This window comes from Streptomyces corynorhini (genome assembly GCF_003346515.1).
GTDB classification, from domain to species: domain Bacteria; phylum Actinomycetota; class Actinomycetes; order Streptomycetales; family Streptomycetaceae; genus Streptomyces; species Streptomyces corynorhini.
The window spans coordinates 15,843-30,075 of sequence record NZ_QQNA01000202.1 but is presented as its reverse complement, the minus strand read 5'-3'; the positions used below and the strand labels follow the sequence as shown (position 1 = coordinate 30,075).

Genomic DNA, 14,233 nt, shown 5'->3' with positions numbered 1-14,233 from the left:
GGGAGGCGACGCGGAGGGGGCACCTCCCACGCCCTTAAGGCAGTGGGGGAGTCGTGGACCGACGACAACGCAGCCAGGCGCCGCCCGTCGCCCCGCGACGCCGCCCCACCTATTCGCGCGGCCTCTAAGCGGACGGACATACCGGCGCTGCCTTCCTGCGGGACGGTGGGGGGTCTGCCCCCGCCGGTAGGCCGGCGCGGGGGCAGCGTGAGCGTCAGTCGGCTCATCCCCAAGTCGCCGCCGGGGAGCGGAAGGTTGCCGTTCCTTCTCCGTCTCCCCCCGGGCTCAGCGGCCCACGCGTCCGCGCACCATTCCGAGCAGGGCGGTCAGCTCCGGCAGCCGCAGGAAGCGGGCGATCGTCAGGAACGACAGGAGCAGCACGGTTCCGCCGACCGCCAGCGCGGCCAGCGAGCCGAGCGCGCCGGAGCCCAGGAGGCGGGTCAGTCCGTACGCGGCGCCTCCCCCGGCCGCCGCCGCCGGGGTGGCGGCGACGACCAGCCGTACGTACGTGCGCAGTACGCGCGCGCCGTCCAGCTCGCCGCCGAGGCGCCTGCGCAGCCGCCGCCAGGCGATGCCGACGCCCACCGCGAAGGCCAGACCGTACGAGGCGGCCATGCCCGCGACGGCCCAGTGCGCGGGGAGGAAGGTGAAGCAGAGCACCGAGGAGGTCGCGTTCACCAGGGCGACGACGACGGTGTTGTAGAAGGGGGTGCGGGTGTCCTCGTACGCGTAGAAGCCGCGCAGGACGACGTACTGCACCGAGTACGGGATGAGCCCCAGGCCGAAGGCCATCAGCACGTACCCGATGCCCCGGGCGCCGTCGGCGCCCGAACCCGCGTACAGCAGGGTGGCCATGGGCATGCCGAGCGCCAGGAACGCGAAGGCGCACGGCACGATGGCGACGGCCGAGGTCCGCAGGCCGTAGGAGAGGTCGGCGCGTACGGCGGCCATGTCGTTGTCCTGGGCCGCGCGGGAGATCCGGGGGAGCACGGCGGTCATCACCGACACGGTGATGATGGCCTGCGGCATCTGCCACAGCAGCAGCGCGTAGTTGTACGCGGTGATGCCGGAGCCGGTGTGTCCGGCGCGTTCCGCGGCGGCGCCCGCCTTCGTGGCGAGCTGGGTGACGACGACCATGCCGACCTGGTTGACCAGGACGAAGAAGAGGGACCACTTGGCCAGGCCCATGGCCTTGCCGAGGCCGTGGCCCCGGAAGTCGAAGCGCGGGCGCAGCCGGAACCCGGCGCCGCGCAGGTACGGCAGCATGGCCAGCGCCTGCACGGCGAGGCCGAGCAGCGTCCCGACACCGAGGAGCCGTACGCCCTCCGGGGTGATGTTGGAGGGGGTGACCCCGGAGCCGGTGAAGCCGCCGAAGGCGTGGATGAAGCCGCCGAACGCGGCGATGACGACGATGTTGTTGAGGACCGGCGTCCACATCATGGCGCCGAACCGGCCCCGGGCGTTGAGGATCTGGCCGAGTACGACGTGCGCGCCCATGAAGAAGAGGGTGGGCAGGCAGTACTGGGCGAAGGCGACGGTCACCGCCATCCGCCGGGGGTCGGAGGCGATGTCCGGCGACATCATCCGGACGAGGAGCGGCGCGGCCAGCACGCAGAGCGTGGTGACCCCGGCGAGGGCGACCACGACCAGGGTGAGCAGCCGGTTGGCGTACGCCTCGCCGCCGTCGTCGTCGCGCTTCATGGCGCGGACGAGCTGGGGTACGAACACCGCGTTCAGGGCGCCGCCGCCGACCAGTACGTAGATCATGGTGGGCAGTACGTTGGCCACCTGGTACGAGTCGTTGAGCGTGCCGACGCCGATCGCGGCGGCCATCACGAGCGTGCGCAGGAAGCCGGTGACGCGCGAGACGATCGTGCCCGCCGCCATCAGCGCGCTCGACTTCGCCAGACTCGCCGTGCCGCCCGGCGGCTTGGACTTCGACGCGGGCGCGGGCGCGGGTGCGGGCGCGGGCGCGTGGGGGGACGAGGGCGCCGGTACGGGCCCGGCCGCCGGGGCCGGGCGGGGGATGCGGCGTGGTGCGGCCGTACCGTACCGCCGCTCGGGCGGGCGCAGTTGGACGGTGTCGTCCGTCAGGTACCCGCCCGTCTGTTCCCGCGTACCGCTCCGGCCGTCCGGCGCACTCATCTGCCTGCCCCACCTCGTCAGCCCCGGCCCGCGAGGGCCCGTCGTCGATCGACGGCACACTCTTTCACCCGGCCCCCGAACTGCCCAACTCCGGCGCAGGTGAACGCGGTTGCCGGGCTCACTGTCCAGGCCCGGTCGGGCGGGTCCCGTCGTGCGGGGCCCGTCGGGCGGATCCCGCCTGGCTCGCGACGCCTTGCGGGCGGACGGTGCTCTGTGCTGGATGGGGCTCTCTGCCGGACAGGCCCTGGATGTCCCGCCCAGCCCGGTGCGGGTGCGGGTGCGGGTGCGCGAGACGGTCGGCTGCGTGAGGGGGAGCCGGGCCGCGGCGCCGGTGATGCCGGGCTCTTCGGCGATGGCGGGGAAGCGGCGGAGATGACGCAGCTCGATGGTCGTGCGCCGGAGCGTAACCGCACCACGATCGGTATTTCCCAGGGGTGGCCCGGGGGCCGTACCGTCCCGCGTGGGGAGCTTCGCGGGGGTGCAGTATCTTGAACTTCAAGTCCATTCGAATGTACTGGAGGATTGTCCGGTGGAAGAGCCGAGTGCCGTCGTCGCCGCCTCGCTGCCCGAGGCAGCGGGCCGCGCCACTGCCTCCGGGGGCGCCGCCGCCCCGGGCGGTCCCGGTGCTCCCGGCGGCGGCGACGGCTCCGCGCGGCGCTCGCTCGGGCCGGTCTCCCTCGTGGTCGCCAGCGGGCTGTCGGTGCAGTTCGGCGCGGCCGTCGCCGTCCTGCTGATGCCGCGCGCCGGGGCCCTCGGGGTGGTCTCGCTGCGGCTCGGGCTGGCCGCCGTGGTGATGCTCGCCTTCTGCCGGCCCAAGGTGCGCGGTTACTCGCGGGCGGACTGGGGCACGGTCATAGCCTTCGGCACCGCCATGGCCGCCATGAACAGTTTCTTCTACCAGGCCGTCGACCGCATCCCGCTCGGCACGACGGTCACGCTGGAGGTCCTCGGACCGCTGGCGCTCTCGGTCATCGTCTCCCGCCGCCTGGTCAATCTCCTGTGGGCGGCGCTCGCGCTCGGCGGCCTGGCGCTGCTCGGCGGCGGGTTCGACCGGCTCGACCCGGTGGGCGTCGCGTACGCGCTCGCGGCCGGCGGCATGATGGCCGCGTACATCATGTTCAACGCCCGCACCGGACGGCGCTTCCCGCAGGTCGACGGGCTGGCGCTCGCGCTCGGGGTGGGCGCGCTGCTCACGCTGCCGCTGGGCATCGTGGAGAGCGGGGCGAAGCTGATGGTGCCCAGCACGCTGGTGCTGGGGTTCGCGGTGGCGCTGATGTCCTCCGTCCTGCCGTACACCCTCGAACTGCTCGCGCTGCGCCGGCTGCCCGCCCCCACCTTCGCGGTGCTGATGAGCCTGGAGCCCGCCATAGCGGCGACCGCCGGATTCCTCGTCCTGCACCAGGCGCTGTCCGCTACCGACGCGCTCGCCATCGCGCTGGTCATCGCGGCGAGCATCGGCGCGGTCCGTACGCAGACGGCGCGGCGTGGCCGCATGCGTACGGAGGTCGCGAAGGCGCGGGCGAAGGCGGCCGCGCGGGCGAAGACGAAGGTGTAGGCGGTAAGCGCGGGGGTGCGGGGGCGCCGGGCGCGAGGCGCGGGGGAGGCCGGGCCCGTCCGCTCAGCCGTTCAGCCGTCCGTCCGTTCAGCTGCCCGTCCGCCCGTCCGCTCAGCCGACGATCGTGTCGAACCCCGGGATCTCCCGCGGGTCCCGTGCCTCCGGTCCCACATAACGGGCCGACGGACGCACGAGACGCCCCGTCCGCTTCTGCTCCAGGATGTGCGCCGACCAGCCCGCCGTACGGGCACACGTGAACATCGACGTGAACATGTGCGCCGGAACCTCCGCGAAGTCCAGCACGATCGCCGCCCAGAACTCCACGTTCGTCGCCAGCACCCGGTCGGGCCTGCGCGCGTGCAGCTCCTCCAGCGCGGCCTTCTCCAGCGCCTCCGCCACCTCGAAGCGCGGCGCCGCCAGCTCCCGCGCCGTCCGCCGCAGCACCCGGGCGCGTGGGTCCTCGGCCCGGTAGACGCGGTGGCCGAAGCCCATCAGCCGCTCGCCCTTGTCCAGCGCCCGCTTGACGAACGCCGTCGCGTCGCCGGTCCGCTCGATCTCCTCGATCATGCCGAGGACCCGCGAGGGCGCCCCGCCGTGCAGCGGCCCGGACATCGCGCCCACCGCCCCCGACAGCGCCGCCGCCACGTCCGCGCCGGTGGAGGCGATGACCCGGGCGGTGAAGGTGGACGCGTTCATGCCGTGCTCGGCGGCGGACGTCCAGTACGCGTCCACGGCCTTCACATGGCGCGGGTCCGGCTCGCCGCGCCAGCGGATCATGAAGCGCTCCACGACCGAGTGCGCCTTGTCGATCTCCCGCTGCGGCACCATCGGCACCCCCTGCCCCCGGGCCGACTGCGCCACGTACGACAGCGCCATCACGGCGGCCCGCGCCAGGTTGTCGCGGGCGGTGCGCTCGTCGATGTCGAGGAGCGGCCGCAGCCCCCACACGGGGGCCAGCATCGCCAGCGCCGCCTGCACGTCGACCCGGACGTCCCCGGAGTGGACCGGGATCGGGAAGGGCTCGGCGGGCGGCAGCCCCGGGTCGAACGCCCCGTCGACCAGCAGCCCCCACACATGGCCGAAGGACACCTGTCCGACCAGATCCTCGATGTCGACGCCCCGGTAGCGGAGCGAGCCGCCTTCCTTGTCCGGTTCGGCGATCTCCGTCTCGAAGGCGACGACCCCTTCGAGGCCGGGTACGAAGTCGGACATCAGGTGGCTCCTCGTGTCGTGTCGTGACGGTCGCTACGGGCCGCTGCTGAGCGAACGGGGACCGCCGCCGCGGCCCGCGGACCCGACGGCCCGCGGACCCGACGGCCCGCGGAATCCGGCGGCCCGCGGACCCGACGGCCCGCGGAATCCGGCGGCCCGCGGACCCCGCGGACCACGGCCTCGGCCCTCGGCCTGCGCGAGTGGGGAACGATAGCCGCTGCCGTACGAGGCGCACAGGGCCCGTTCCACGATTCCGCACCCGATTCCGGCCATTTCCCAGCGGCGCGGGGAAGCGTGCCGACCGGCACCGCCCCGGGCCGCCGCCTGGGGCACCGCCCCGGGCCGCCGCCTGGCGGGACCGGCGGCACTCCGTGCGGGGCGAACCCGGCCCTGCGGCAGGATGACCCCCGTGCCTCACGACACCCCGGTCGATCCCGCCGGCTCCCCCGACCTCGCCGATCCCGCCGCCATGCGCGAGCAGTACCACTCACCCCCGCTGCGGGAGGCGGATCTCGCCGTCACTCCGATGGAGCAGTTCGCCCGCTGGTTCGCCGCCGCCGTCGCCCGCGGCTTCCCCGAGCCGAACGCGATGATCGTCTCCACCGCCACCCCCGAGGGCCGTCCCTCCTCGCGCACCGTGCTGCTCAAGCGCTACGACGAGCGCGGCTTCGTCTTCTTCACCAACTACACCTCCCGCAAGGGGCGCGAGCTGACGGCCAACCCCCATGTCTCGCTGCTCTTCCCCTGGCATCCGCTGACCCAACAGATCATCGTGACCGGTACGGCGGCCAGGACCGGCCGCGACGAGACCGCCGCGTACTTCAGGACCCGCCCGCACGGCTCCCAGCTCGGCGCCTGGGCCAGCGACCAGTCCACCTCCGTCGACTCCCGCGAGGTGCTGCTGCGCCGCTACGAGGACCTCGCCGCCCGCTACCCGGAGGACGAACAGGTCCCGGTGCCACCGCACTGGGGCGGCTACCGCGTCACCCCGGACACCGTCGAGTTCTGGCAGGGCCACGAGAACCGGCTGCACGACCGGCTGCGGTACGTGCGCGGCGAGGGCCCGCACGGGCGGCCCGGCTGGCGGGTGGAGCGGCTCTGCCCGTAGGGCCGTAGGCCCGCAGTCCCGTTGGCCCGCCCGCCGTAGGCCCGCAGTCCCGCGGGCCTATGGCGGGGCCGGGGCGGGCGGACACGCAGACGACCCGCGGACCATGGTCCCTCCGGAGAGGGAGCCGGCCGGACATACCGGCGGTCCGCGGGTCGGGTGACTGCTGGGGATTTCGGCCTTCGACCGGCCGAGTACCGCTTGAGATACGACGGCGAGCCGTTAGCCCGCAGCCACCTCACTTGTCCGGACTGAATACATCTGCCGGATCACCTCCTTTCGGTGTGCGTGCCACGTTAGGCGCGCTCTCCGGAGTGCTCAAGTGAATTATTGAGATTTGTTGAACACACCGATTTCGGGGAACCTTGTGTGTGCTGGGTCACGTTCGAGTTGAATGATCGTACGGACGCCGCCCGCTCGTCGTGCGTCCGTACAGGCGAAGACGTCCCGCAGGGGGTGCCAGGCATGAGTGCTTCTCGGAGCGAGACCACCAACGCTCCCGGACCGGACGAGCCGATATCCGGAAAGCCGGACTCGGACTCCGGCTCGGGCGACGACCCCGCAGACGGCAGCGGCGGCCCGCACGGCGCCGCGTCCGACGACCCCGGGTCCGACCTGCTCGCCGCCCTCCTCGACGGCATGGACGCGGCGCTCTGCGCCTTCGACGCGGACGGCGTCATCACGCACTGGAACCGTGAGGCCGAGCGGATACTCGGCTGGAGCGCCGAGGAGGCCGTCGGCCGGCACGGCTTCGCCGGCTGGGCCGCGCGCTCCGCCGACGCGGACGCGGCGCTGGGCCGGCTGATGTCCGCGATGCGGACGCCGGGGCGCCAGGTCGACGAGTTCGCGCTGCTGCGCAAGGACGGCGGCCGGGTCCTCATCAGGACCCAGTCCAGCGGGGTGCGCGGCGCGGACGGCAGACCCGCCGGGGTGTACAGCGCCTTCAGCGAGGTCCACGACCAGATCGACCTGGAGCGCTCCATCGCGCTCAGCGAAGCCCTCTTCGAGGACGCTGCCTGGGGCGTCGTGCTGGTGGACGTCGATCTGCGGCCGACCGTCGTCAACGGGCACGCGGCCCGCGCGTTCGGCGCGAAGCGCACCGAAGGACCGGCCCGCGCCTCCGTGCTGGGACGGCCGCTCGGCGAGCTGCTCGCCCAGGGCGTGGAGGAGTTGGAGGCCGCGCTGCACCATGTGCTCTCGGACGGCGCGCCCAGCGCGCTCGCCGAGCTGTGGGTGACGGTCCGCACGCCGGGCGGCGACCGGCGCCGCTGCTGGCGCTCGGGGTTCCTGCGGCTGGCGTCCCCGCTGGCGGAGGAGCCCGTGCCGCTGGGCGTGGGCTGGATGTTCCAGGACATCACCGACGCGAAGCTCGCCGCGCAGAGCGCCGACCGGCTGCGCTTCCGCGCCAGCCAGCTGCACCGGGCGAGCCGGGCCGCCGCCGAGTGCGAGGACCCGGCCGAGGCGGCGACCGTCCATCTGGACTTCGCGCTCGCGGGCTTCGCCGACCACGCGCTGGTGGATCTGGTGGCGGCGGAGCGGCCCCCGGGCGCGCCCGCGCCCGGCCCCGGCGCGCCCGTCCGGCTGATCCGGGCGCTGGCGACGCCCGAGGGCGGGGAGGCGGGGCCCAGCACGGCGGTGGAGGCGGGCGGCATACCGGTGCGGTACGCGGCCACGCACCCGGCGCTCCAGGCCATGGACCGTACGGGCTCGGTGCGCGCCAGCGCCCCGGCGGGCGCCGACCCCGGCGCCGTACCCGTACCGGCCCCGGCGTGGGCGAGCGCGCGCCAGTGGCCGCGCGACTCGGTGCACGCGCTGTGCACGGTGCTGCGCTGCCGGGGCAGGTCGCTGGGGGTGGTGACGTTCCTGAGAGGCGCGAGCCGGCCGCCCTTCGAGCGACCGGACGCGGTGTACGCGGAGGACGTGACGATCCGCGTGGCGGCGTGCCTGGACCTCGCCGCGCTACTGGCGCGGGACGAGGCCGACGACGAGGCCGGGGGCGGGAACAGGGCAGGGGCCGGGGCCGGGAACGACGACGGGGCCGGGAACGACGGCGGAACCGGCCTCGGCTGAGCGCGACCGGGCGCCCGCGCGACCTGCCGACCGCGCGACCGCGCGACCTGGCGACCGGGCGGCACGCTCGCCGCCCGGTCGCCCGGCGCCCGCGCGGTCAGGAGGCCGTCGTGCTCCGGCCGCTCTCGGCCACCGGCGGGTTCATCCTGACCGGCTCCGTACCGCCGTCGTTGTGGCGCAGCGCCCAGTTCTCCAGGGCGACGCGGCACGCGTGGTCGACATGGCGCAGCCCGGACAGGTCCAGCTCGATCGGCCGGTCCTTCGGCAGCTCCTCCAGCTGCTCCATCGTCCTGGGCAGCCGCAGGAAGGTCGCGTTCCCGGTGATCGTCACCACCAGCCGTCCACCGGTGAGTTCGCGGACGTCGACGTTGAGGTGGGAGATCTCCCACGCGGTCTTGACCACCGCGAGCAGCAGCCCCAGCACCACGCCCTCGAAGAGGTTGGTGACCAGGATCGCGAGCGCGGTGACGACCAGGATCACGGCCTCGCCCCGGTGGTCACGCCAGAGCGGCGCCAGGTCCCGTACGGGAATCAGCTTGCAGCCGGCGTGCACCAGGACGCCCGCGAGGGCGGCGAGGGGGATGACGCCGATCGCGGCGGGAAGCAGCGCGGCGAACAGCAGCAGCCACAGGCCGTGCAGCACGCGGGAGAGCGAAGTACGCGCCCCCGCCTGGACGTTGGCGGCGGAGCGGACGATGACCGCGGTCATCGGCAGCGCGCCGAGCGCTCCGCAGAGGGTGTTGCCCACGCCCTGGGCCATCAGCTCCTTGTTGTAGTCGGTGCGCGGTCCGTCGTGCATACGGTCGACGGCGGCGGCGCTGAACAGGCTCTCCGCCGAGGCGATCAGGGTGAAGGCGAGCACGGTGCCGACGGCGGCGATCGTGCCCAGCTCCCCGAAGGCGCCGAGACCCGGTGGGCTGATCGACTCCAGCAGCCCCTGGACCTCGACCTTGGCGACGGGCAGGTCCAGCAGGAACACGGTGCCGGTGGCGAGCCCCACGGCGGCCAGCGGCCCCGGCAGCACCCGGAACCTGGCCGGGAGACGGGGCCAGAGCACCAGTACGGCGATGGTGCCCGCGCCGATCAGGAACGCGGTCAGGGCCGTGGTGTCCGTGACGATCCCGACGAGCAGTTCGAGCAGCCCGCCGACCTTGCCGAGCCCGCCGGAGGGTTGCGCGGTGTCGGCCATCGCGTACACCTGGCCGAGGACGAGCACCAGGCCGATGCCCGCCAGCATGCCCTGGACGACGGCGATCGAGATGGCCCGGAACCAGCGGCCGAAACCGAAGGCGCCGAGGGCGAGTTGCAACACTCCGGATACGAGGACGATGGCGCCGAGCGTGCCGAGCCCGAACTCCTTGACCGCTTCGTATACGAGGACGGTCAGCCCGGCCGCCGGACCGCTGACCTGGAGGGAGCTGCCGGGGAGGCAGCCGACGACGAGCCCGCCGACGATACCGGTGATCAGACCGAGTTCGGCGGGGACGCCGGAGGCGACGGCCACCCCGACACAGAGGGGCAGCGCGACGAGGAAGACGACGAGGGACGCGAGGATGTCGCGCCGAAGGACCGTACGGTCCTTCAGGAGAGAGAACATGACGGAGGCCGTCCTAGCGGTGTGGTCCGTGGACACGGACGGGAGAGGCGGGGAACAGGCGCTGATGAGGTGGTCTCACAGCGGTCTGAACTCGCCTCCCAGCTCGGGCCGGTGGACGCTGACGGCGCCGGTGTCCACTTCGTAGTACCAGGCGTGCAGGGCGAGCCGCCCCTCGGCGAGCCTCTCCTGGACGGCGGGATAGCCGCGCAACGTGCCGAGCTGGGTCGCCGCGTGGTGCCGGACCGCGTGGGCGAGGTCGTCGCCGTCCGGCAGGGACGGGTCGCAGTCGTCCAGCCAGCCCCGCACGGCGGGAACGCCGGACAGATCCTCGCCGCGCACCAGGGCGCCCACGGCGCCGCAGTGCGAGTGGCCGCAGACGACCAGGTCACGGACGTGGAGCACGCGCAGGGCGTACTCGATGGTGGCGGCCTCGCCGCTGGGGCGCCGCTCGTCGTAGCGGGGGACGATGTTGCCCGCCGTGCGCAGCTCGAACAGCTCTCCCGGGCGGGCGCCGGTGATGAGGGACGGGATGACGCGCGAGTCGGAGCAGGTGATGAACAGGACCTCGGGGGTCTGCCCGGCCGCGAGTTCGCGGAATTCCTCGGGGCTTTCCGCCACCTGTATCGAGAAGGAACGGGCGTTGTCGATGAGTGTGGACTTCATGATGGCCTGCCTCCTGCACTCCCGGTTCGCCGGGGCGCGGTGTGGTCGGGTCAGTGGGGGGTGGAACGGAGTTACGGGAAAAGCGGGAAAAGCGGGAAAGAGGGGAACAGCGGAGAGAGGCGGAGCCGAACGGGCGTCGCGTCCTGCCGGGTTACGGCAGTCGCGGGAGGCCCGCGGTGGCTCGTCGGGAGATCCCTGGGTCAGGCCGCGGTGATGCCGCGTCTGCCGGTGAACTCGCGGTCCGCCACGGCTCGCACTGGTCGCCCTTTCCGTTTTCCGGGTCGTTCGGTAGCTCCGATGATGCGGCATCGCAGCTACCAGCACTTTACCCGAACATTACCTTCTGATGAAAGATCAAAATTCCGCCACGTAGACCTTTGGTGACGCAAAGTGCCGTGCGAGAGGCGTGCAGACGTTCGAAGCCCGCGGGTGGTGTTCCCGCAGGCCCCGGCCGTGCACGGTGGTGGCATCGGTTTCTGTCGCCCCGTCGGCGACTCCCGTTGCTTTGGTTATGGCGAGGGCGACCCGGAGGCGACCCGGCGGTAACGGCGCGGGCCGTTCCGCGGACGCCGGGCCGTACGGGCTCGGTCCGTACGGGAATCGGTCCGTACGGGGCTCGGGCCGTACCGGTTTCAGTGGCGGTAGAAAATCCGGTCCCGGTACTCGTTCATCACGCGGCTGTTCCATTCGAGGCCGCCGTCGACATTGCCCGACCGCAGCAATGGCGGCTCGATACCGCGTTCGACGAGTTCTCCCGCGGCCGTCGCCATCATCGCCTGCATCAGCGCGCTGGTGACCACGGTGGAGGCGGGGGCGAACGGCGCCTCGATGCCGGTGGCCGTCAACTCCGCGTCCCCCACCGGGATTCGGCTGTCGAGCACGATGTCGCAGTGGTCCTTGAGGAAGGTCCCCGAGTGGTGCCGGGGGGTGGTGCGCTCCGTGTACGCGACGGAGGTGACCCCGATGACCTTCATCCCCAGCTCCCGCGCGGCGAGGGCCATCTCGACGGGCAGCGCGTTGCGCCCCGAGAGCGAGATGATCACCAGTGCGTCGCCCGCCTCGGCCGGTGAGGAGCCCAGTACGGCGGAGGCCAGCCCGTCCACCCGCTCCAGCGCGGAGCCCAGGGTGGCGGGCATGACGTCGACGCCCACCACCCCCGGCACGACGAGCAGGTTCATGACGGCGAAGCCGCCCGCGCGGTAGACGACGTCCTGGGCGGCGAGCGAGGAGTGGCCGGCGCCGAAGGCGAAGAGGCGGCCCCCGGCGGCGACGGTGTCGGCGATGGCGGCGCCGGCGGCGGCGATGCCCGCGGACTCCTCGTCCCGTACCCGCTGGAGCCGTTCGATCGCGGCGTCGAAGAACTGACCGGCCAGCTTGCTCTCGCTCATGGAGGAGGCCCTTCCGGGGGTCCAGGGGTGGGGGAATGCCTGTGCCGCGGATCACGTTGAGGTCTGGACCATTACTCTGTCAATACGGCTACGCGACGCGTCCGAAGGCCGTGCCCGCCTCGGCGTCTTCCGACCCGGCACGGTTGTCGGTGGTATGCGTCAGAATTGGTTCAGGGCCAGCGCACGATTTATCGAGGGGCACGTATGTCCGGACTGATCGACACCACGGAGATGTACCTCCGCACCATCCTCGAACTGGAAGAGGAAGGCGTGGTCCCGATGCGCGCCCGGATCGCGGAGCGGCTCGATCAGAGCGGCCCGACGGTCAGCCAGACCGTGGCCCGCATGGAGCGGGACGGGCTGGTCCAGGTCGCGGGCGACCGGCATCTGGAGCTGACGGAGGAGGGGCGGCGGCTGGCGACGCGCGTCATGCGCAAGCACCGGCTCGCCGAGTGCCTGCTGGTCGACGTCATCGGCCTGGAGTGGGAGCAGGTCCACGCCGAGGCGTGTCGCTGGGAACACGTGATGAGCGAGGCGGTGGAGCGGCGGGTGCTGGAGCTGCTGCGCCACCCGACGGAGTCGCCGTACGGGAACCCGATCCCGGGCCTGGAGGAGCTGGGCGAGAAGACCGAGGCCGACCCGTTCCTCGACGCGGGCATGGTGAGCCTGGCCGAGCTGGATCCGGGCGCCGAGGGCAAGACGGTGGTGGTGCGGCGGATCGGCGAGCCGATCCAGACCGACGCCCAGCTGATGTACACGCTGCGGCGCGCGGGCGTGCAGCCCGGCTCCGTGGTGAGTGTGACGGAATCGCCCGGCGGGGTGCTGGTGGGCAGCAGCGGTGAGGCCGCGGAGCTGGTTTCCGAGGTCGCGTCGCACGTCTTCGTGGCCAAGCGCTGACCTGCGGGCCGCCAGGCGCTGTCCGACGCATCCCGCACATCCCGCCCGGCTCGCGACGTCGGGCGCAACGCTCGCCGCGCTGTCGGGATCACCCCGGTACTGCCAGTGCTGGGGCGGCCCTCCGCCTCGCGGGAGCGCTCGGCGTCATCCGAAGGACGAATGAACGCGCCGGGTGAACGCGCCGGGGCGGGGTGCGCGGCGCACCGGACGCCGTCGGGCCCGTCCCACGGGCGGACGGCACTCCTTCGTGGGTACGCCGTAGCGGGCCCTTCGCGTCCCCGGCGCGGGCCCCTGGCGGCCCTCGCCTCCTCCGTGCGCCGCGCCTCTCCGGGCGCTCGGCGCGCGGATCGGCGGTGTGCGGGCTGTGTGGGCTGTGCGGGGCGGGCTCCGGCGCCCTGAGGCACCGGAGCCCGTCTCCCCCCACGTCGACCCGGGGCCCCGAGCGCCCAGGGTCGTCTCTTCGGGCCGTCATCCCCGAGCGGCCCGCCTCCCGGAGAAGATCTCCCCCTGGCCGCGTCCGGCAATCCCGCGATGTGGTCACACGAACGAGCGGTGTACGAGGCGAAGAGACGCGTGTTCGAATAGACGTTCGATACGCTGTGCATGGCTGGACGTAGCGGAACCGGTCCCCGGTAGGGGCCCGGCTCCGACCACTCAGGACCCGAAGGGGGTGCCGGTACACATGGTGCAGCGCGTCGATGTGACCGGAGCGGACGGGGTACGCCTGGCCGCGTGGGAGTTCGCCGATCCGCCCGAGGGGCACGAGGACGCGACCGGGACCGCCGCCGGGACCGGCGGACCGGGCGGGGCGCTGCTCCTGCACGGGCTGATGGGCCGCGCCTCGCACTGGGCCTCCACCGCCCGCTGGCTCTCCGGGCGGCACCGCGCGGTCGCGCTCGACCAGCGGGGCCACGGCCGCAGCGACAAGCCCGAGCGCGGCCCGTACACCCGTGAGGCGTACGTGGCGGACGCGGAGGCCGTGATCGAGCAGCTCGGGCTGGCGCCGGTGACGCTCATCGGCCACTCCATGGGCGCGCTCACCGCCTGGCAGCTCGCCGCCAAGCGCCCCGATCTGGTCCGCGCCCTGGTCATCAGCGACATGCGGGCGTCCGCGCTGGGGGCCGCCTCCCAGCGGGAGTGGCGGGACTGGTTCCACGCCTGGCCCGTCCCGTTCGCGACCCTCGCCGACGTACGGAAGTGGTTCGGCGAGGACGACCCCTGGGTGGAGCGCCCCACGGCCGCGCGCGGAGAGTTCTTCGCCGAGGTCATGACCGAGCGCGCGGACGGCTGGCGCCCGGTCTTCTCGCGCGGCCAGATGCTGATGGCCCGCGAGACCTGGGTCCACGACGCGCACTGGGAGGAGCTGGCCCAGGTGCGCTGCCCGACCCTGGTGGTGCGCGGCCTCGACGGCGAGCTGGGCCGCGCGGAGGCCCACGAGATGGTCAGGGTCCTGCCCCGGGGCCAGTACGCGGAGGTGACGGACGCCGGCCACCTGGCGCACTACGACCGGCCGGACGCCTGGCGGGCCGCGATAGAACCGTTCCTCGACGCGGTCTCCCGGAGCTGAGCGCCCGACAAGGGCGACCGACAGGAGCACCCGC

10 protein-coding genes are annotated in these 14,233 nt (G+C 73.2%); 5 read left to right on the top strand and 5 right to left on the bottom strand.

What is annotated here, in order from left to right; all coding sequences use genetic code 11:
* Positions 1–285: 285 nt before the first annotated feature.
* On the bottom strand, positions 286–2,145 hold the full coding sequence (murJ, locus tag DVH02_RS23945) for a murein biosynthesis integral membrane protein MurJ (protein ID WP_114625898.1): 1,860 nt from the start codon (positions 2,143–2,145) through the stop codon (positions 286–288).
* A 529-nt stretch (positions 2,146–2,674) separates the two neighbouring features.
* On the opposite strand from murJ, the gene DVH02_RS23940 reads away from it, so the two are divergent.
* Positions 2,675–3,700: an EamA family transporter gene (locus tag DVH02_RS23940; protein WP_233518428.1), complete on the top strand. Its 1,026-nt coding sequence runs from the start codon at positions 2,675–2,677 to the stop codon at positions 3,698–3,700.
* Positions 3,701–3,811: 111 nt separating this feature from the next.
* On the opposite strand, the gene DVH02_RS23935 is transcribed toward DVH02_RS23940, so the two are convergent.
* Positions 3,812–4,912: a citrate synthase 2 gene (locus tag DVH02_RS23935; protein ID WP_114625897.1), complete on the bottom strand. Its 1,101-nt coding sequence runs from the start codon at positions 4,910–4,912 to the stop codon at positions 3,812–3,814.
* Between the two features lie 400 nt (positions 4,913–5,312).
* On the opposite strand from DVH02_RS23935, the gene pdxH reads away from it, so the two are divergent.
* Positions 5,313–6,020: a pyridoxamine 5'-phosphate oxidase gene (pdxH, locus tag DVH02_RS23930; protein WP_114625896.1), complete on the top strand. Its 708-nt coding sequence runs from the start codon at positions 5,313–5,315 to the stop codon at positions 6,018–6,020.
* Positions 6,021–6,482: 462 nt separating this feature from the next.
* Complete coding sequence (locus tag DVH02_RS23925) at positions 6,483–8,087, top strand: PAS domain-containing protein (RefSeq protein ID WP_114625895.1); 1,605 nt, start codon at positions 6,483–6,485, stop codon at positions 8,085–8,087.
* A 97-nt stretch (positions 8,088–8,184) separates the two neighbouring features.
* Here DVH02_RS23925 and DVH02_RS23920 read toward each other — a convergent pair whose 3' ends face one another.
* The 3 genes from DVH02_RS23920 to DVH02_RS23910 form a co-directional block, all read right to left on the bottom strand.
* Complete coding sequence (locus tag DVH02_RS23920) at positions 8,185–9,684, bottom strand: SulP family inorganic anion transporter (protein ID WP_114625894.1); 1,500 nt, start codon at positions 9,682–9,684, stop codon at positions 8,185–8,187.
* A 75-nt stretch (positions 9,685–9,759) separates the two neighbouring features.
* Positions 9,760–10,347, bottom strand: a complete 588-nt coding sequence (locus tag DVH02_RS23915) for a carbonic anhydrase (RefSeq protein WP_114625893.1) — start codon at positions 10,345–10,347, stop codon at positions 9,760–9,762.
* A 632-nt stretch (positions 10,348–10,979) separates the two neighbouring features.
* On the bottom strand, positions 10,980–11,735 hold the full coding sequence (locus tag DVH02_RS23910) for an SIS domain-containing protein (RefSeq protein ID WP_114625892.1): 756 nt from the start codon (positions 11,733–11,735) through the stop codon (positions 10,980–10,982).
* A 204-nt stretch (positions 11,736–11,939) separates the two neighbouring features.
* Here DVH02_RS23910 and DVH02_RS23905 point away from each other — a divergent pair, with 204 nt between their 5' ends.
* Together DVH02_RS23905 and DVH02_RS23900 are read left to right on the top strand one after the other, a co-directional pair.
* Positions 11,940–12,632, top strand: coding sequence for a metal-dependent transcriptional regulator (locus DVH02_RS23905; RefSeq protein ID WP_114625891.1), 693 nt, complete (start codon positions 11,940–11,942; stop codon positions 12,630–12,632).
* A 682-nt stretch (positions 12,633–13,314) separates the two neighbouring features.
* On the top strand, positions 13,315–14,199 hold the full coding sequence (locus DVH02_RS23900; RefSeq protein ID WP_114625902.1) for an alpha/beta fold hydrolase: 885 nt from the start codon (positions 13,315–13,317) through the stop codon (positions 14,197–14,199).
* The last annotated feature ends 34 nt before the right edge of the window (positions 14,200–14,233 follow it).

What these genes read in the sequence shown, in the direction of transcription:
- DVH02_RS23900 (WP_114625902.1), top strand. Translation starts at nt 13,315, where the DNA reads ATGGTGCAGCGCGTCGATGTGACCGGAGCGGACGGGGTACGCCTGGCC.
- pdxH (WP_114625896.1), top strand. Translation starts at nt 5,313, where the DNA reads ATGACCCCCGTGCCTCACGACACCCCGGTCGATCCCGCCGGCTCCCCC.
- DVH02_RS23905 (WP_114625891.1), top strand. Translation starts at nt 11,940, where the DNA reads ATGTCCGGACTGATCGACACCACGGAGATGTACCTCCGCACCATCCTC.
- DVH02_RS23915 (WP_114625893.1), bottom strand. Translation starts at nt 10,347, where the DNA reads ATGAAGTCCACACTCATCGACAACGCCCGTTCCTTCTCGATACAGGTG.
- DVH02_RS23910 (WP_114625892.1), bottom strand. Translation starts at nt 11,735, where the DNA reads ATGAGCGAGAGCAAGCTGGCCGGTCAGTTCTTCGACGCCGCGATCGAA.
- DVH02_RS23935 (WP_114625897.1), bottom strand. Translation starts at nt 4,912, where the DNA reads ATGTCCGACTTCGTACCCGGCCTCGAAGGGGTCGTCGCCTTCGAGACG.
- DVH02_RS23920 (WP_114625894.1), bottom strand. Translation starts at nt 9,684, where the DNA reads ATGTTCTCTCTCCTGAAGGACCGTACGGTCCTTCGGCGCGACATCCTC.
- murJ (WP_114625898.1), bottom strand. Translation starts at nt 2,145, where the DNA reads ATGAGTGCGCCGGACGGCCGGAGCGGTACGCGGGAACAGACGGGCGGG.
- DVH02_RS23925 (WP_114625895.1), top strand. Translation starts at nt 6,483, where the DNA reads ATGAGTGCTTCTCGGAGCGAGACCACCAACGCTCCCGGACCGGACGAG.